The sequence below is a fragment of the Acinetobacter parvus DSM 16617 = CIP 108168 genome, from assembly GCF_000368025.1.
GTDB lineage: Bacteria > Pseudomonadota > Gammaproteobacteria > Pseudomonadales > Moraxellaceae > Acinetobacter > Acinetobacter parvus.
In genome coordinates this window covers 1,237,320-1,252,648 of record NZ_KB849212.1, presented here as the reverse complement: position 1 = coordinate 1,252,648, position 15,329 = coordinate 1,237,320, and the positions used below count along the sequence as shown (strand labels likewise).

The following is a 15,329-nucleotide window of genomic DNA, read 5'->3' as shown; positions in this document are numbered from 1 at the left end:
CAATGAATATAGGTGGCGCGTTGCCAAGCAAAGCGTTTGAAACTCTGCCAAATATTTATTTGGTGGGGCCAATGGGGGCGGGAAAAACAACAGTTGGTCGACATTTAGCCGAGTTGTTAGGGCGAGACTTTCTTGACAGTGATCATGAAATTGAGCGGAAAACTGGTGCGACCATTCCCTGGATTTTTGAGAAAGAAGGTGAAGCTGGATTTCGGCTGCGTGAAACCAATGTGTTAAATGAACTCACTACGCGCTCCGCACTGGTTTTGGCCACGGGTGGTGGAGCGGTTACTCAATCTGCGAATCGAGAGTTCCTTAAACAACGTGGTATTGTTGTCTATCTTTATACACCTGTAGAACTTCAGCTACAGCGAACCTATCGTGATAAAAACCGTCCATTATTACAAGTCGAAAATCCAGAACAAAAACTACGAGAGTTATTGACTGCACGTGATCCTTTATATCGTGAAGTTGCACACCATATTATTGAGACAAATCAGGGTGCTGCACGTGATTTAGCACAACGGATTCTCCAAATTATTTTATCTCGGTCCGTCAAGTGATTCTTTTAGTGGTTTAATTATATGCAAACATTATATGTTGAATTAGGTGAGCGTCGTTATCCGATTTTTATTGGCAGTCATTTAGATCCTGAAAAATTACTTAAACCTTATCTGCATGGTCGACAAGTGATGCTGGTTTCAAATACAACAGTAGCCCCTCTATATATGCAGCATTATGTGGACGCATTGAGTGCTCTGGATAAACAGGTTGCACAATGTATATTGCCTGATGGTGAGCAATATAAAGATATTCAGCATCTAAACCTGATTTTTGATGCCTTACTTGAGGCTGGCTTTAACCGTGACTGTACTGTATTGGCACTGGGTGGTGGTGTAATTGGAGATATGGCGGGTTTTGCATCGGCCTGTTTTCAGCGTGGGGTAAATTTCGTTCAGGTACCGACCACCTTGTTGTCCCAGGTGGATTCAAGCGTAGGCGGTAAGACAGGAATTAATCATCCACTTGGCAAGAATATGCTGGGCGCTTTTCAACAGCCTCAAGTCGTATTGGCCGATATGGCCCAATTGGATACTTTGCCTGACCGTGAACTGTCTGCTGGTTTGGCTGAAGTGATTAAATATGCCTTGCTGGGTGATGTGGAGTTTCTGGTCTGGTTGGAGCAGAACATGGATGCACTGGTAGGACGTGATGCCAACCTGTTGGCTGAGGCGGTATATCGTTCCTGTGCACATAAAGCCAGAATTGTCGCTAATGATGAAAAAGAGCAGGGCGAACGGGCATTATTAAATTTAGGGCATACCTTTGGCCATGCGATTGAATCCTATCTGGGTTATGGTGTTTGGCTGCATGGTGAGGCTGTTGCAACAGGTATGGTCATGGCGGCGGACTTGTCCTATCGCCTGGGCTGGATTTCGGCTGAAGATGTGCAGCGTACAAAAAAAATCATTCAACGTGCCAATTTACCGATATCATGTCCAAAAATTCCATTAGCTGAGTTTTTGGCTTATATGTCACATGATAAAAAAGTCTTAAATGGTCAGTTGCGTCTGGTTTTACTTCAGGAGTTGGGGCTAGCTGTCCTCACCAGGGATTTTGATCTTGAGCTGATGAAGCAATCCATTCTTGCAAATCAATCTGCGTAATTAACCTTCAGGAAAAGCATGGCTGTGTCACGATCAATCTCGCAAAATATTCAACAGTACAGTTGGCTGGTTTTTGCGCTAGTTTGTTTAATTGCTGCATTGGTTTTTTGGGCGATTACAGATAATAAAGCGTTGGTGGAGATTGAACAGCCAGTTAAAACTGAAGCGCAGGTGCAGATTCAGCCAGAGAAAGTTGCTGCGACTGCCCATTTGGGAGCACTCTCTGACGAAGTGAAACCCCTAGACTTAACCACACGGGTGGTAGTGTCGAATGAGCATGCGCCCGAATTTCGCGGCACAAAGTTTATCAAGGAAAATCAGCGTCAATGGACTATGGAAATTTTTCGTAGTTCAGATGAAGCGATTGTGAAAAACTTTCTGTTAAACCGTGCCGATCGGAAAAAGTTTATCTATTTCCGTTTAAGTGGTCAGGATCAGGTTGAGCAGTATGTTTTGGCCTATGGTATATTTTCGAATGCAGAAGATGCCAACCGCCAATTTACCCAGTTAAATCTGGTTTTGCCTGAATCCATTCAACCTAAAGCTCAGCAACTATCAAGCTATGCCGATTTTGTAAATGATCTGGGTTCTGATGAGCTAAAATCTGCTGCAAACCAGCTATATGCGATTCAATTAAAACCTGTGGCCCTCCCGAAAGTTGATGAAACGCTGCTGATCGGCACCAACACCTTGCAAAGAACAGCTGGGACTGGGGGTGAGCGTGCATTAAGTGACCCAGTGACAACCGTGAAAACCACGGTAACGCAACGTGATGCACAGGGTAATGTGGTTAATGTGAGGCAGAGCCAGTCTGCGGCTCAACCTATTTCCAGTTCTGAAAAATTAAAAGAAAATTCAGATTCCGAGAGGAGAGAGATCAGTGATCCATTCAACTGATTTTGCACCAATATGAAACAATATTGATTCTTTTTATGGCAATGTGATTTTTTTTGGTGCAATTTTATTTCTTGATGTTTAGAGCTTAGTTTCTATAATTTAAAGTTATTTTAATTTTTTTAATGATTTAGTAAATGTATATTTATTTGGCATATTTTTTGCTTTCTTATGATGCTAATTTGTCTACTTATTGCCCTTTTTTGTGCGAAAAGATTCATTAATTGAGTGAAATAGAAAGTTTTTTGTACTTTACAAGTGTTTGTTAAAGTGTAATAACTGAAAACACTTTATATAGTGAAATACGCTGATTCTTGCATAAGAAAGACGTATATTTGCAAATCCGCCAGTGAAAATGTTTTTTTGCGAAGCATTGAACTTTAAATGAGTTAATCGACAATATCGCAGAAAATGAATTGATTGTTTGTTGCTCGAAAGAGCCATGTTGAAAGAAGGGTACGCTATGCACATGCCATCGCCTAATACTGTAGCTCCCGCTCAAGGTCTATATCAGCCTGATGAGTTTAAGGATAACTGTGGTTTTGGTCTGATTGCCCATATGAAGGGTGAATCAAGCCATCATCTGGTCGAAACCGCGATTCACAGTTTAAGTTGCATGACGCACCGTGGTGGTATTGCCGCAGATGGTAAGACGGGAGATGGGTGCGGATTGCTATTGGCTATGCCGAAACAGTTCTTTCGTGACGAAGCTCAGAAGTTAGGTGCTAATCTTACTGAGATTTTTGCTGCGGGTACTGTATTTTTAAATATTGACCCTGCTTTAGCTCAAAATGCAAAGAATATTTTAAATAAAGAAATTGCAGCAGAAGGTTTAACGGTTACGGCATGGCGTGTTGTACCCACAAATAATGATGCTCTCGGTGAGATTGCTCTGCAATCATTGCCTGCATTTGAACAAATTCTTGTGAATTGCCCAATGGGCTTAACTGAGGTTGAGTTTAACCGTAAACTTTTCCTGGCACGCCGCCGTGCTGAACAACAATTACAAAATGATCCTTTGTTCTATGTCACCACTTTGGCGACCACAGTCATCAGCTATAAAGGCTTGATGATGCCAGCAGCGATTGCCGACTTCTATACCGACTTGGCTGATGAGCGCTTAAAATCACATATCGTGGTATTCCATCAGCGTTTCTCGACCAATACTTTGCCACGCTGGCCATTGGCACAACCATTCCGTTACCTTGCCCATAATGGTGAAATTAATACCATTACAGCAAACCGTAACTGGGCTTTGGCACGTACGCCTAAATTTGAAAACCCATTATTGCCAGGTTTAACTGAGCTTAATTCGATCGTAAACCGTACTGGTTCGGATTCATCAAGCCTAGACAACATGCTTGAAATTCTTGTGGGTGGCGGAATGGACTTATTCCGTGCGCTACGTATGTTGGTTCCACCAGCATGGCAGAATGTTGAAACTTTAGATGCTGATCTACGTGCATTCTATGAATTCAACTCTAAGCACATGGAAGCTTGGGATGGTCCAGCAGGTTTGGTGATTCAGGATGGTCGTCACGCGATCTGTATGCTAGACCGTAATGGCTTGCGTCCAGCGCGTTGGGTCATCACTAAAAATGACTACATCACTTTGGCATCTGAAATCGGCGTGTGGGGTTATGAGCCAGAAGATGTGGTGTCTAAAGGTCGTGTTGGTCCTGGTCAAATCCTAGTGGTTGATACATTGACTGGCAAAGTGCTAGATACCAAAGATGTCAGCAATCATCTTAAGAACATGCGTCCATACCGTGAATGGTTGCGTGATCATGCGATTCGCTTACAGGCCAATCCACAGCTTGAAGAACAACTTTTGGATCAAGGCCTTACAGGGGATAAGTTAAAAGCAGCACAAAAAATGTTTATGGTAACATTTGAAGAGCGCGATCAACTGTTACGTCCTATCGCAGAAAGCGGTCAGGAAGCTGTCGGCTCAATGGGTGATGATACCCCAATGGCAGTATTGTCTCGTCAAGTGCGCCATGTTTCTGACTATTTCCGTCAGCAGTTTGCTCAGGTCACCAACCCGCCAATCGATCCATTACGTGAATCGATTGTGATGTCATTGGAAACTTGTTTAGGTCGTGAGCAAAACGTATTTGAACAAGGTCCAGAGCACGCTGACCGCATCATTATTTCCAGCCCTGTATTGTCTAATTCAAAAATGCAGCAGCTTCGCGATGTTGAAAAAGAGCGCGAAGGCTATGGCGTTGTTGATATTGACCTGAACTATGCAGAAACCGAAGGTTTACAGGCAGCAATCGCACGCATCTGTGAAGAAGCTGCACAAGCTGTTCGTGATGGTAAAACTTTAATCGTTTTGACCGATAAAAATATTCGTGAAGGTTTCTTGCCAGCAAACTCTGCATTGGCAACAGGTGCGGTACATCACCATTTGATTAAAACGGGTTTGCGTACTGATGCAAACATTTTAGTTGAAACAGGTTTTGCACGTGATCCACATCAGTTTGCAGTACTACTAGGTTTTGGTGCGACTGCGGTATATCCATATCTTGCCTATGATGTCATCAATGATCTGGTTGCTAAAGGTGAGTTACTGGGCGATCCAATTCATGCACAATCCAATTTCCGTAAAGGGATTGAGAAAGGCTTGCTCAAGGTTCTTTCTAAAATGGGGATCTCGACAGTTGCTTCTTATCGTGGCGGCCAATTGTTTGAAGCGGTCGGTTTGTCCTCTGAAGTGGTTGATAAATGCTTCCTTGGCGTACCAAGCCGTATTCAGGGTGCAACCTTTGCTGATCTTGAAAATGACCAGAAGAAACTGGCAAGTTTAGCTTGGTCAAATCGTAAGCCAATTGATCAGGGTGGTTTACTCAAATTCGTATTTGGTAAAGAGTACCATGCGTTTAACCCAGACGTGATCAATGCTTTGCATAAAGCTGTACGTTCTGGTCAATATCAAGACTTTAAAGAATATGCTGAGCTAGTAAACAACCGTCCAGTTGCTACGATTCGTGACTTATTCAAGTTAAAAACAACTAATTCGATTGCGATTGATCAAGTTGAAACGATTGAAGAAATTCTACCGCGTTTTGACTCTGCGGGAATGTCTTTAGGTGCATTGTCTCCAGAAGCACATGAAGCCATTGCAATTGCGATGAATACGATTGGTGGTCGTTCGAACTCAGGTGAAGGCGGTGAAGACCCTGCACGTTATGGCACCATTCGTAACTCGAAAATCAAACAGATTGCATCAGGTCGTTTTGGTGTAACTCCTGCGTACTTAACCTCTGCTGAAGTGTTGCAGATTAAAGTGGCACAGGGTGCAAAACCAGGTGAAGGTGGTCAGTTACCAGGTGGTAAAGTGAATGGCTTAATTGCACGTTTACGTTACTCAGTACCAGGTGTGACTTTGATTTCTCCGCCTCCACATCATGACATTTACTCAATTGAAGATTTGTCACAATTGATCTTTGACTTGAAGCAAGTCAATCCTCAAGCGATGGTATCGGTAAAACTAGTATCAGAGCCAGGTGTTGGAACGATTGCGGCAGGTGTGGCAAAAGCATACGCTGACTTTATTACCATTTCAGGTTATGACGGTGGTACAGCAGCATCTCCACTTTCATCGATTCACCATGCAGGTTCGCCGTGGGAACTGGGTTTAAGTGAAGCGCACCAAGCACTTCGTGTCAATGATTTGCGTGGTAAGGTTCGTGTGCAAACCGATGGTGGTTTAAAAACAGGTCTAGACGTAATTAAAGCTGCAATTTTAGGTGCTGAGAGCTTTGGTTTTGGTTCTACGCCAATGATCGCATTAGGTTGCAAATACCTGCGTATCTGTCACTTGAATAACTGTGCAACTGGTGTTGCAACACAGCAAGACCATTTACGTAAAGAGCATTATATTGGCGAACCAGAAATGCTGATCAACTTCTTCAAGTTTATTGCTGAAGAAACACGTGAATGGCTGGCTGCTTTAGGTGTTGCATCACTCAAAGATTTGATTGGTCGTGTTGATTTGCTTGAGGTTTTACCAGGCGAAACTGAAAAGCATGCGCATCTTGATCTCAGTGCATTATTGACATCACATCCTGCTGCTGAAGGCAAAGCTCAATATTGCCAAGTTCAAGGTAATGCACCATTTGATAAAGGTGTTTTAGCTGAGAAAATGGTGGCTGAGATGTTGCCAGCAATTGAAGCAGGTACAGGTGGTTCGTTTAACTTCACTGTCGGTAACTGTGACCGTTCAATTGGTGCGCGTATTTCTGGTGAAATTGCACGCCGTTATGGCAATTTGGGCATGGAAAACAATCCAGTAGTCATGAATCTTGTCGGTACTGCTGGTCAGTCACTTGGTGTTTGGAACGCTGGGGGTTTGCATATCAAACTTGAAGGTGATGCAAACGATTACGTGGGTAAAGGTATGGCGGGTGGTCGTGTGTCGATCTTCCCACCAAAAGGTTCACCGTTCCAAACACAAAATACTGCAATCATCGGTAACACTTGTTTGTATGGTGCGACTGGCGGTAAGTTATTTGCTGCGGGTACTGCGGGTGAGCGTTTCGCTGTTCGTAACTCAGGTGCTTTTGCGGTTATTGAAGGTGCGGGCGACCACTGTTGTGAATATATGACAGGTGGTGTGGTGACAGTACTGGGTAAAGTCGGTCATAACTTCGGTGCGGGTATGACAGGCGGTTTCGCTTATGTACTTGACCTTGATAATGATTTTGTAGACTACTACAACCATGAGCTGATTGACCTCAATCGTATCTCTACCGAGTCGATGGAAGATCACAAAGAAAATCTACTGCGTATCCTTGATGAACATATCAAAGAAACAGGTAGTGCTTGGGCATATAAAATTCGTAATGAGTTCGACTTCTATAGTCGTAAGTTCTGGCTTGTAAAACCAAAAGCTGCTAATTTGCAAACGCTTTTGAAAACAACCCAAGCTGATCCACAATAATTCCACGACTGCAAAGACATAGGCAGGTGCAGAGATGAGAGACATCGCTGCGCCTACCCACGGAGAGAGACATGGCAGAACGCCTCAATAATGACTTTCAATTTCTGGATGTACCACGTCAAGATCCAGAGAAAAAAGATATTACTGTCCGCAAAGCAGAGTTTGTGGAAATTTATAAACCTTTTACAGCGGAAGTGGCTGCAAACCAGGCTCACCGCTGTTTAGGGTGTGGTAACCCGTATTGTGAATGGAAATGCCCAGTACATAACTACATTCCAAACTGGTTAAAGCTGATTGCAGAAGGTCAAATTTTTCAAGCGGCTGAACTTTGCCACCAGACCAATACCTTGCCAGAAGTTTGTGGTCGTGTATGTCCTCAAGACCGTTTGTGTGAAGGTGCATGTACTTTAAATGACGGCTTTGGTGCGGTCACGATTGGTAATGCAGAAAAATATATTAATGATACAGCGTTCGCTTTGGGCTGGCGTCCAGATATGTCTGGCGTGAAATGGACCAATAAAAAAGTGGCCATCATTGGTGCGGGTCCAGCAGGTTTAGGCTGTGCGGATATTCTTGCCCGTGGCGGTGTGAAACCAGTGGTATTTGACAAGCGTCCTGAGATTGGTGGCTTACTAACATTTGGTATTCCAGAATTTAAAATGGAAAAAGATGTGATGAAACGTCGTCGTGAAATCTTCACGGGGATGGGCATTGAGTTCCGTTTGAATACTGAAATCGGTGTTGATGTCACGATTGAACAACTGCTTGCTGAATACGATGCCGTATTTATGGGGATGGGAACTTATACCTACATGAAAGGTGGTTTCCCTGGCGAAGATCTTGATGGTGTTTACGATGCCCTAGATTTCTTAATTGCGAATGTAAATCGTTGCCAGGGTTGGGAAAAAGATCCAAGCGAATACATCAGTGTTGATGGTAAGAAAGTGATTGTTCTGGGTGGTGGTGACACTGCAATGGACTGTAACCGTACTGCATTACGCCAAGGTGCACATGATGTGACATGTGCTTACCGTCGTGACGAAAGCAACATGCCGGGTTCTGCGCGCGAAGTGAAGAATGCCTATGAAGAGGGTGTAAAATTCCTATTCAATCGACAACCAATTGAAATTGTAGGCGAAAACGGTAAGGTGACTGGTGTTAAGGTTGTCACTACACAAATGGGTGAGCCTGATAGTCGCGGTCGTCGTAGTCCTGAACCTGTTCCGGGTTCTGAAGAAATCTTACCAGCAGATGCGGTATTACTCGCGTTTGGTTTCCGTCCAAGTCCTGCTGATTGGTTTGGTTCTGCAAATGTAAGTTTAGATGGTTCAGGCCGTGTCGTTGCGGCAGAACAACAAGAATTTAAATTCCAAACATCTAATCCAAAAATCTTCGCTGGTGGAGATATGGTGCGTGGTTCTGACCTGGTTGTGACTGCAATTTGGGAAGGTCGCCAAGCAGCAGAAGGTATTTTAGATTACCTTGGTGTTTAATCCAGAAAATATTGTAAAATACGTCTAAGTAGAGCCTGCATTTTGCAGGCTCTACTATTTTCATCTTATCTTTTAGGTCGTTTTAGCAAATCTTGTAAGCTTTCTGCCCTGTCGCTGATCATTTTTCAGCATGATACTTGAAGACCAATCAGGAAATTGTGCAGGCAATAAAGATGGCTGTTGTAAATGCAAATTCAGAGAAAATTATTTAAATCGCCTCAAGGCATTGGGGATTACCGTACGACGGTTACAGTTCTCCGATGATTCTATGCAATGATATAAAGATTTCAACAAATAAATGTTACACAGCGAACAAAAAATCACATTACAATGAATTATGGCAAAAATATAAAGAAAAACCTGAGGATAAATTTTTATGAAAGTGATCAAACAAACTGCGCTCGCAACTGTATTGGCAAGCACCTTATTGTTCACAGGCTGTGGCTATAACACCTTGCAGGTGAAAGATGAAGCCGTGAATGCTTCCTGGTCTGAAGTACAAAACCAGTATCAACGCCGTGCTGACCTTGTGCCTAATTTGGTCAATGTAGTGAAAGGCTATGCCAAACATGAAGAGCAAGTCCTCACAGAGGTGACGCAAGCTCGTTCTAATGTTGCGGGTTTAAAAGTAGATAAAGAAGTGTTGGAAGACCCAGCGCTATTCGAAAAATATCAACAAGCACAAAGTCAATTGACAAGTGCATTATCTCGTTTAATTGCTGTTTCTGAAAATTATCCAGATTTAAAAGCCAATGAACAATTCCGTGATTTACAAGCACAATTGGAAGGTACAGAAAATCGAATCGCGGTTGCTCGTAACCGTTATATTACGACAGTGCAAGATTACAATTCATATGTGCGTCAGTTCCCACAAGCAATGACAGCAAAAGTGATTGGGATGAAAACCAAGGAAAACTTTAAGGCAGACTCATCTGCACAACAGGCGCCAACAGTTTCATTTAATTAATCGTTGAAATTGTTTTCGGCTTAGGAGGGGCGTATGTTGATCAAGTTAAAGCAAAAATTAAAATATGTTTTAACCATCATTTTTGCAATGCTTTGTTTTCAACATACAACCTGGGCTGAGACCGCCACTGCGACAGATCAAGGTGATCTAGTGGTTGCTGGAAAAATTATTCAGCAACAGCAGCAACAAACTAAGTCATCGACAACCACAGAACAGCCTCCCGTACTAGCTACAGTTGCCAATGATATGGCGGATGGGGAATCTATACGTGGTTTACCCACTTTAAACCAACCTGTGATTGATCAAGCTAAGATATTGAACGAGGCTGAAATCCAGCAACTCAATCAAAAAATTCTAGCCCTTTATCAACAGGGTAAAGCTCAAATTGGAGTCATTATTGTACCCACCACAGGTCAGGAAGCGATTTTTGATTTTGCTTTGCGTACAGGTGAAAAATGGCAGCTAGGTTCAGCAAAACGTGATAATGGTTTGTTGATGGCAATTGCAGTCAATGATCGCAAAATCCAGATTCTGACGGGTTATGGGCTGGAAGGTGTTTTACCTGATGTAGTACTCAGCCGTATTATTCGCAACCAAATTACACCTGCATTTAAACAGGGACAATATGCACAAGGGATTTCGGCTGGGTTGGATGAAATTAGCCGTATTGTAAACCTTGATCCAGAGATCGCTCAACAATCTGCTCAAGAGCTCAAAGAGCGACATGAGCAGGCAATTCAAGCACAACAAGCCAAAGATAATACGCTTACGATGGCGCTATTTATTTTAATTGCTGGTGTCGTAGGTTCCTTTATTGTGGGTAACCGTTTAAGTGCTTCCACTGCGGCTGTGGCAGCAACGGTTGCGGGACTGGTCAATGGTGCTGGTCTGGTGATGAGTTTATTGCTTGGTGTGGGAATTTTCTTTCTATTGATTACTTCATTGGCCCAGCTTATTTTTCAAGCCTTTTTGTCGGGTGGTGGACGAGGGGGCGGTAGAGGGGGCTTTGGTGGCGGCAGTGGCGGTGGTTATAGTGGCGGTGGCGGCAGTTTTGGCGGGGGAGGAGCATCAGGTTCATGGTAACAAAGACAGATACAACACAGATTATTACCCAGCCTAAGCTGGATGAGCATGTTCAACCAAGTTTAAAACGCTGGTTTAAACACTTCCTTTATATATCTTCTACGCATCGTTATTTCAATAAGCAAGATAGAATGCACATAGCCAACGCTGTGCAACAGGCTGAAAAAGGTCATGTCGGTGAAATTCAGGTAGTGATAGAGGGGCATATTCCTTGCTCACAGGCCTATCATCAAAATACGAGATTACGTGCTCAACAGCTGTTTGCTGAATTAGGGGTATGGGATACCGAACTCAATAGTGGGGTTTTGCTTTATTTGAACCTTTGTGAGCGCAAAGTTGAGATTGTGATTGACCGCGGTTTAAAAAATGCAACACAAACTGAGACGTGGAATACAATTTGCCAAAATATCGTTGTTACCTTGGCTCAAAAAGAATATTTACGAGCTGTGACTGAAGGTGTAGATGACATTGGACAAGTATTGAATCAATACTATGTCGAATCTGATCTGCATAATCAAAATGAATTGCCGAATGAACCTATTATTTTAAATTAAATGCTTATGTTAAAGTATAGAAAAATCCACTATCCCCCTATATTTGAGTAGGTTGAGCATGTTAAAGCACCTAACAGTCAGAAATTTAACGGTATTTCCTGAGGCAAACTTTGATTTTGCACGGGGTTTGAATATTATTATTGGGGAAAATGGTTGTGGAAAGTCGCATTTACTTAAAAGTATGTATGCAGTACTTGCAACAGGTTACCAAAGCAAACAGCATTTAAATGAACGTCCAACACAGGTATTTTTGCAAAAAAGTTATGCCGATAAATTATTGACAGTATTACGTCCTGAAACTTTAGGGCGATTGGCTCGACGTAAACAAGGCGCAGAGCGTTGCGAACTGAGCTTTAATTTTGATAATAAAAGCCTGGATACAAGTTTTGTATTTTCAACACGCAGTAAATCTGAAGTACAGATGGAGAAAGCACCTGAGCAATGGTTAGTAAAGCCCCCTGTCTTTATTCCTACACGTGAGTTGCTTACTTTATGCCCTTGGTTCATTTCCCTATATGAGCATACCTATGTTGAATTTGAAGAAACATGGCGAGATACCTGTTCATTACTAAATGCGCCTACGGTTAAAGGAGCAAGAGAAAAACGCATTGCTGAGTTATTAAAGCCACTTGAAGAGGCCATGGGTGGCAAGGTATTTGTAGACAGTAAAAGCGGACGATTCTATCTAAGTATTGTGGGTGAGGGAAATTTGGAAATGCCCTTAATTGCAGAAGGACTACGTAAACTGGCAATGTTAGCACGTCTCATCAGTACAGGCACTTTACTTGAACAGGGCTATTTATTTTGGGATGAACCTGAAACCAATTTAAACCCCAAATTAATTAAATTGATTGCCAAGGTTTTACTACATTTATGTCAAAACGGCATTCAGATATTTATGGCAACTCATTCTTTATTTTTATTAAGGGAAATTGAAATTTTGAGCATAGAAAAGCAATTTGCCCCGATTCCTAAAAAATATTTTGCTTTACGTCCCACTGATCAAGGTGTTTATCTTGAACAAGGTGAAAGCATAGATGCCTTGCAAACACTGACATTATTAGATGAGGAACTCACTCAATCTGATCGTTTTATGCAAGTAGGCTAGTCGATGAAAAATAAAATTATAGAGGGGCAGCTCACCTTTTCTTTTACTGAACCGAATGCGACCAAGTATGATGAATGGTCATTTTATCGCAATCAGTTCAATGCGGTATGTGGTGGTACAAAAGCGGTTGATTTGCTGTATTTAGAACAGCAAAACTTTTGGTTGATTGAAATCAAGGACTATCGGCAACATACACGTACTAAAACGATTGATTTAGCCGATGAGATTGCTTTAAAAGTCCGAGATACATTGGCAGGGTTGGTTGCTGCTCAAGTCAATGCCAATGAGCAAATTGAACGGGATTTTGCGAAAGAGGCACTTAAAAAGAAAAGAATTCGAGTTGTATTGCATTTAGAGCAGCCTATACATACTTCGAGACTGTTTCCCCGAGCAATCAATCCTGCTGATGTCAAACTTAAATTGAGACAAAAAGTCAGGGCAATAGATACTCATCCATTGGTGGTTGATCAGAAAAATAAGATGCTATGGTCAGTAACTTAACTGATCGTTTTTAATGTTAGTATAGGTTAATCCTTGTTATTTGGGCATGTATGAGATTTTACATTCTCTATTCCGATAAACGGTTGATAAAAATTTTGATCTTTATTAAGAGTTTTTTTGTGATTTGTTTCGCTCATTTTTACAACAATTAGAAAATAATCAAGGTTGAACCCCTACTACGTTAAAGATAAAAAGCGAAAGTTGACATTTTTTGTCATTTTTTTCTTTCAAGTGTCAGGATTGGTTTATATATGAGCAATCGAAAAATTGTTTAAGTCTCTGTTTTTTTGCGTTAAAATTGGCTAAGCTAAGGATTGGCATACAATATGCTAAATACAAAGTAGCTCGAAAGGCTTATAAAAATTTATACATTGGAGAAATGTTATGAACACAATGCAAAAAGGTTTTACCCTTATCGAATTGATGATCGTTGTAGCGATTATTGGTATTTTGGCTGCAATTGCGATTCCTGCCTATCAAGATTACACTGTTCGTGCACGTGTTTCTGAAGGTATTACAACCGCTTCTGCTATGAAAGCTACTGTATCAGAAAATATTTTAAATGCAGGTGCTCTTGTAGCAGGCACACCTAGTACGGCTGGTTCTGCTTGCGTTGGCGTTACTGAAATTTCTGGTGGTACGGGTAATGTAGCTTCTGCAACGTGTGGAGCTAGTAAGGCAGGACAAATCATTGTAACAATGGGTGCTACAACAGCAAAATCTGTTCCTGTATATTTGACACCGTCATATACTGCTTCTGCAGTTACTTGGTCTTGTTCGACTACAGCAGGTAATGAAAAATATGTACCTTCAGAGTGTCGTAAAGTTGGAACCTAATGCTTAACTTTAATAAGCATTTAAAAAATAAAGAGCTTTTTATAGCTCTTTATTTTTTAACATTTATTTTGGGTCTTTCAATACATATAAGTTCAAATTTTTATAATGAATCACGAGTTCTTGAGACTTTTCTTTTATTAAGCTTAGTTTTTAACAAAAACTTACACCTAAAAAAAATTGAATATATTTTTATTATTTTTATTATTTTTCACTTATTATTTCTAAGAAATAGTCAATTTATTATTTTTGAAATATTATTATATTATCTTCTTTATAAAGCATTTTTGATTATTAATTATAATGAGTTATTAGCAAAATTTATTATTTGGATTAGTTTCTCAATTTTTTCCATATTGCCAATAGAGATTGTAAAATATATACACAATAGCATATACTCCAATTGGTACCCAACGCCATGGAACATCCGAGTCTATAACAGTTATTTTTTAGTACTATCTGTTTTTGCAGTTTGGTTTTACTTAAAACAAGAAAAATTTAAAATTATCTATTTATTTTTTTTATTTTTGGCATTTTTATCTATTCTTTTAGATGGTGGTCGTTCAGCAACTTTAGCGTATAGTGTTTTTATTGCATGCGTATGTATATTTAACCGTGCTGTACGATTTAAATTATTATTCACGTATGCTGCTACATGGCTCACATATTTTTCTATTTTATTTTTTTCAAGTCATTCTGCTTCTAATGTAAGGTCAATTGTTAGAGAATCAACGAGTGGACGCTATGAACTTTGGGTAAGTGCTTTTCAATGCTGGTCACAAAATCCAATCTTTGGATGCGGGTTTTATCAATTAGATCAGTACTCAGGTGTGATTTCAGCACATCCACACAATTTATTTATTCAAGTTTTAACAGAAACAGGCTTAATAGGATTTGGTTTTCTTATTTTAGTCATTTGGAATATTTTAAAAAGAATAAAATGGAATCTTAAGGAAAATTATTTTGTAATTTCAGCTTTTATAGCAGTAAGTATCGACTTATCTTTTTCAGGTATACATATTTATCCTGTTACACAAGTTGCACTTTTATGGTTATTCGTCTTTTTACTTAAAAATCCTGAATTTGAGCATGCGGCTTCTTTTCATCCATCAACATATGAAGCTTCAAGAGTTTCCCAAGTTTTTGGGTATATAGCCTATATTTCAATTGCTCTAGCTTTTATTTATTTGTTTTTTTATACATCTGCCTTATCTGAAAGTTTAGCATCAACACCACCCCGATTTTGGGAGTATGGTTATCAACTATTTTAAAATATCAAT

Annotated in this window: 12 protein-coding genes; all 12 read left to right on the top strand. The window is 40.8% G+C overall.

All coding sequences use genetic code 11. The features are described 5' to 3' along the window. Window positions 1–2: 2 nt before the first annotated feature. Window positions 3–563 (top strand): shikimate kinase AroK, encoded by a 561-nt coding sequence (gene aroK / locus F988_RS15505; RefSeq protein WP_004683407.1) that lies wholly within the window; start codon window positions 3–5, stop codon window positions 561–563. Window positions 564–584: 21 nt separating this feature from the next. Further along, complete coding sequence (gene aroB / locus F988_RS12645; protein ID WP_004683405.1) at window positions 585–1,667, top strand: 3-dehydroquinate synthase; 1,083 nt, start codon at window positions 585–587, stop codon at window positions 1,665–1,667. An 18-nt stretch (window positions 1,668–1,685) separates the two neighbouring features. After that, window positions 1,686–2,564: a hypothetical protein gene (locus tag F988_RS12640; RefSeq protein WP_004683403.1), complete on the top strand. Its 879-nt coding sequence runs from the start codon at window positions 1,686–1,688 to the stop codon at window positions 2,562–2,564. A gap of 466 nt (window positions 2,565–3,030) precedes the next feature. Continuing rightward, window positions 3,031–7,509, top strand: a complete 4,479-nt coding sequence (gene gltB / locus F988_RS12635; RefSeq protein WP_171055704.1) for a glutamate synthase large subunit — start codon at window positions 3,031–3,033, stop codon at window positions 7,507–7,509. A gap of 71 nt (window positions 7,510–7,580) precedes the next feature. Then, the gene (locus F988_RS12630) at window positions 7,581–9,002 is read left to right on the top strand and encodes an FAD-dependent oxidoreductase (RefSeq protein WP_004683401.1); all 1,422 of its coding nucleotides are present in this window, start codon (window positions 7,581–7,583) and stop codon (window positions 9,000–9,002) included. 376 nt (window positions 9,003–9,378) lie between these two features. Further along, complete coding sequence (locus tag F988_RS12625; protein WP_004678771.1) at window positions 9,379–9,969, top strand: LemA family protein; 591 nt, start codon at window positions 9,379–9,381, stop codon at window positions 9,967–9,969. Between the two features lie 33 nt (window positions 9,970–10,002). Then, on the top strand, window positions 10,003–11,052 hold the full coding sequence (locus F988_RS12620) for a TPM domain-containing protein (protein WP_004683398.1): 1,050 nt from the start codon (window positions 10,003–10,005) through the stop codon (window positions 11,050–11,052). Continuing rightward, window positions 11,046–11,606, top strand: a complete 561-nt coding sequence (locus F988_RS12615) for a TPM domain-containing protein (RefSeq protein ID WP_004683397.1) — start codon at window positions 11,046–11,048, stop codon at window positions 11,604–11,606. The genes F988_RS12620 and F988_RS12615 overlap by 7 nt, the downstream gene beginning before the upstream one ends. Window positions 11,607–11,664: 58 nt before the next feature. Continuing rightward, window positions 11,665–12,714, top strand: a complete 1,050-nt coding sequence (locus F988_RS12610; protein WP_004678766.1) for an AAA family ATPase — start codon at window positions 11,665–11,667, stop codon at window positions 12,712–12,714. 3 nt (window positions 12,715–12,717) lie between these two features. Beyond that, window positions 12,718–13,215: a hypothetical protein gene (locus F988_RS12605; RefSeq protein ID WP_004678765.1), complete on the top strand. Its 498-nt coding sequence runs from the start codon at window positions 12,718–12,720 to the stop codon at window positions 13,213–13,215. A 393-nt stretch (window positions 13,216–13,608) separates the two neighbouring features. Then, window positions 13,609–14,052, top strand: a complete 444-nt coding sequence (locus F988_RS12600; protein WP_162130237.1) for a pilin — start codon at window positions 13,609–13,611, stop codon at window positions 14,050–14,052. Then, window positions 14,052–15,320, top strand: a complete 1,269-nt coding sequence (locus tag F988_RS12595; RefSeq protein ID WP_004683394.1) for an O-antigen ligase family protein — start codon at window positions 14,052–14,054, stop codon at window positions 15,318–15,320. Before F988_RS12600 ends, F988_RS12595 begins: the two co-directional genes overlap by 1 nt. Window positions 15,321–15,329 lie beyond the last annotated feature (9 nt).

What these genes read in the sequence shown, in the direction of transcription:
- F988_RS12595 (WP_004683394.1), top strand. Translation starts at nt 14,052, where the DNA reads ATGCTTAACTTTAATAAGCATTTAAAAAATAAAGAGCTTTTTATAGCT.
- F988_RS12620 (WP_004683398.1), top strand. Translation starts at nt 10,003, where the DNA reads ATGTTGATCAAGTTAAAGCAAAAATTAAAATATGTTTTAACCATCATT.
- F988_RS12640 (WP_004683403.1), top strand. Translation starts at nt 1,686, where the DNA reads ATGGCTGTGTCACGATCAATCTCGCAAAATATTCAACAGTACAGTTGG.
- F988_RS12610 (WP_004678766.1), top strand. Translation starts at nt 11,665, where the DNA reads ATGTTAAAGCACCTAACAGTCAGAAATTTAACGGTATTTCCTGAGGCA.
- F988_RS12615 (WP_004683397.1), top strand. Translation starts at nt 11,046, where the DNA reads ATGGTAACAAAGACAGATACAACACAGATTATTACCCAGCCTAAGCTG.
- F988_RS12605 (WP_004678765.1), top strand. Translation starts at nt 12,718, where the DNA reads ATGAAAAATAAAATTATAGAGGGGCAGCTCACCTTTTCTTTTACTGAA.
- F988_RS12600 (WP_162130237.1), top strand. Translation starts at nt 13,609, where the DNA reads ATGCAAAAAGGTTTTACCCTTATCGAATTGATGATCGTTGTAGCGATT.
- gltB (WP_171055704.1), top strand. Translation starts at nt 3,031, where the DNA reads ATGCCATCGCCTAATACTGTAGCTCCCGCTCAAGGTCTATATCAGCCT.
- F988_RS12630 (WP_004683401.1), top strand. Translation starts at nt 7,581, where the DNA reads ATGGCAGAACGCCTCAATAATGACTTTCAATTTCTGGATGTACCACGT.
- aroK (WP_004683407.1), top strand. Translation starts at nt 3, where the DNA reads ATGAATATAGGTGGCGCGTTGCCAAGCAAAGCGTTTGAAACTCTGCCA.
- F988_RS12625 (WP_004678771.1), top strand. Translation starts at nt 9,379, where the DNA reads ATGAAAGTGATCAAACAAACTGCGCTCGCAACTGTATTGGCAAGCACC.
- aroB (WP_004683405.1), top strand. Translation starts at nt 585, where the DNA reads ATGCAAACATTATATGTTGAATTAGGTGAGCGTCGTTATCCGATTTTT.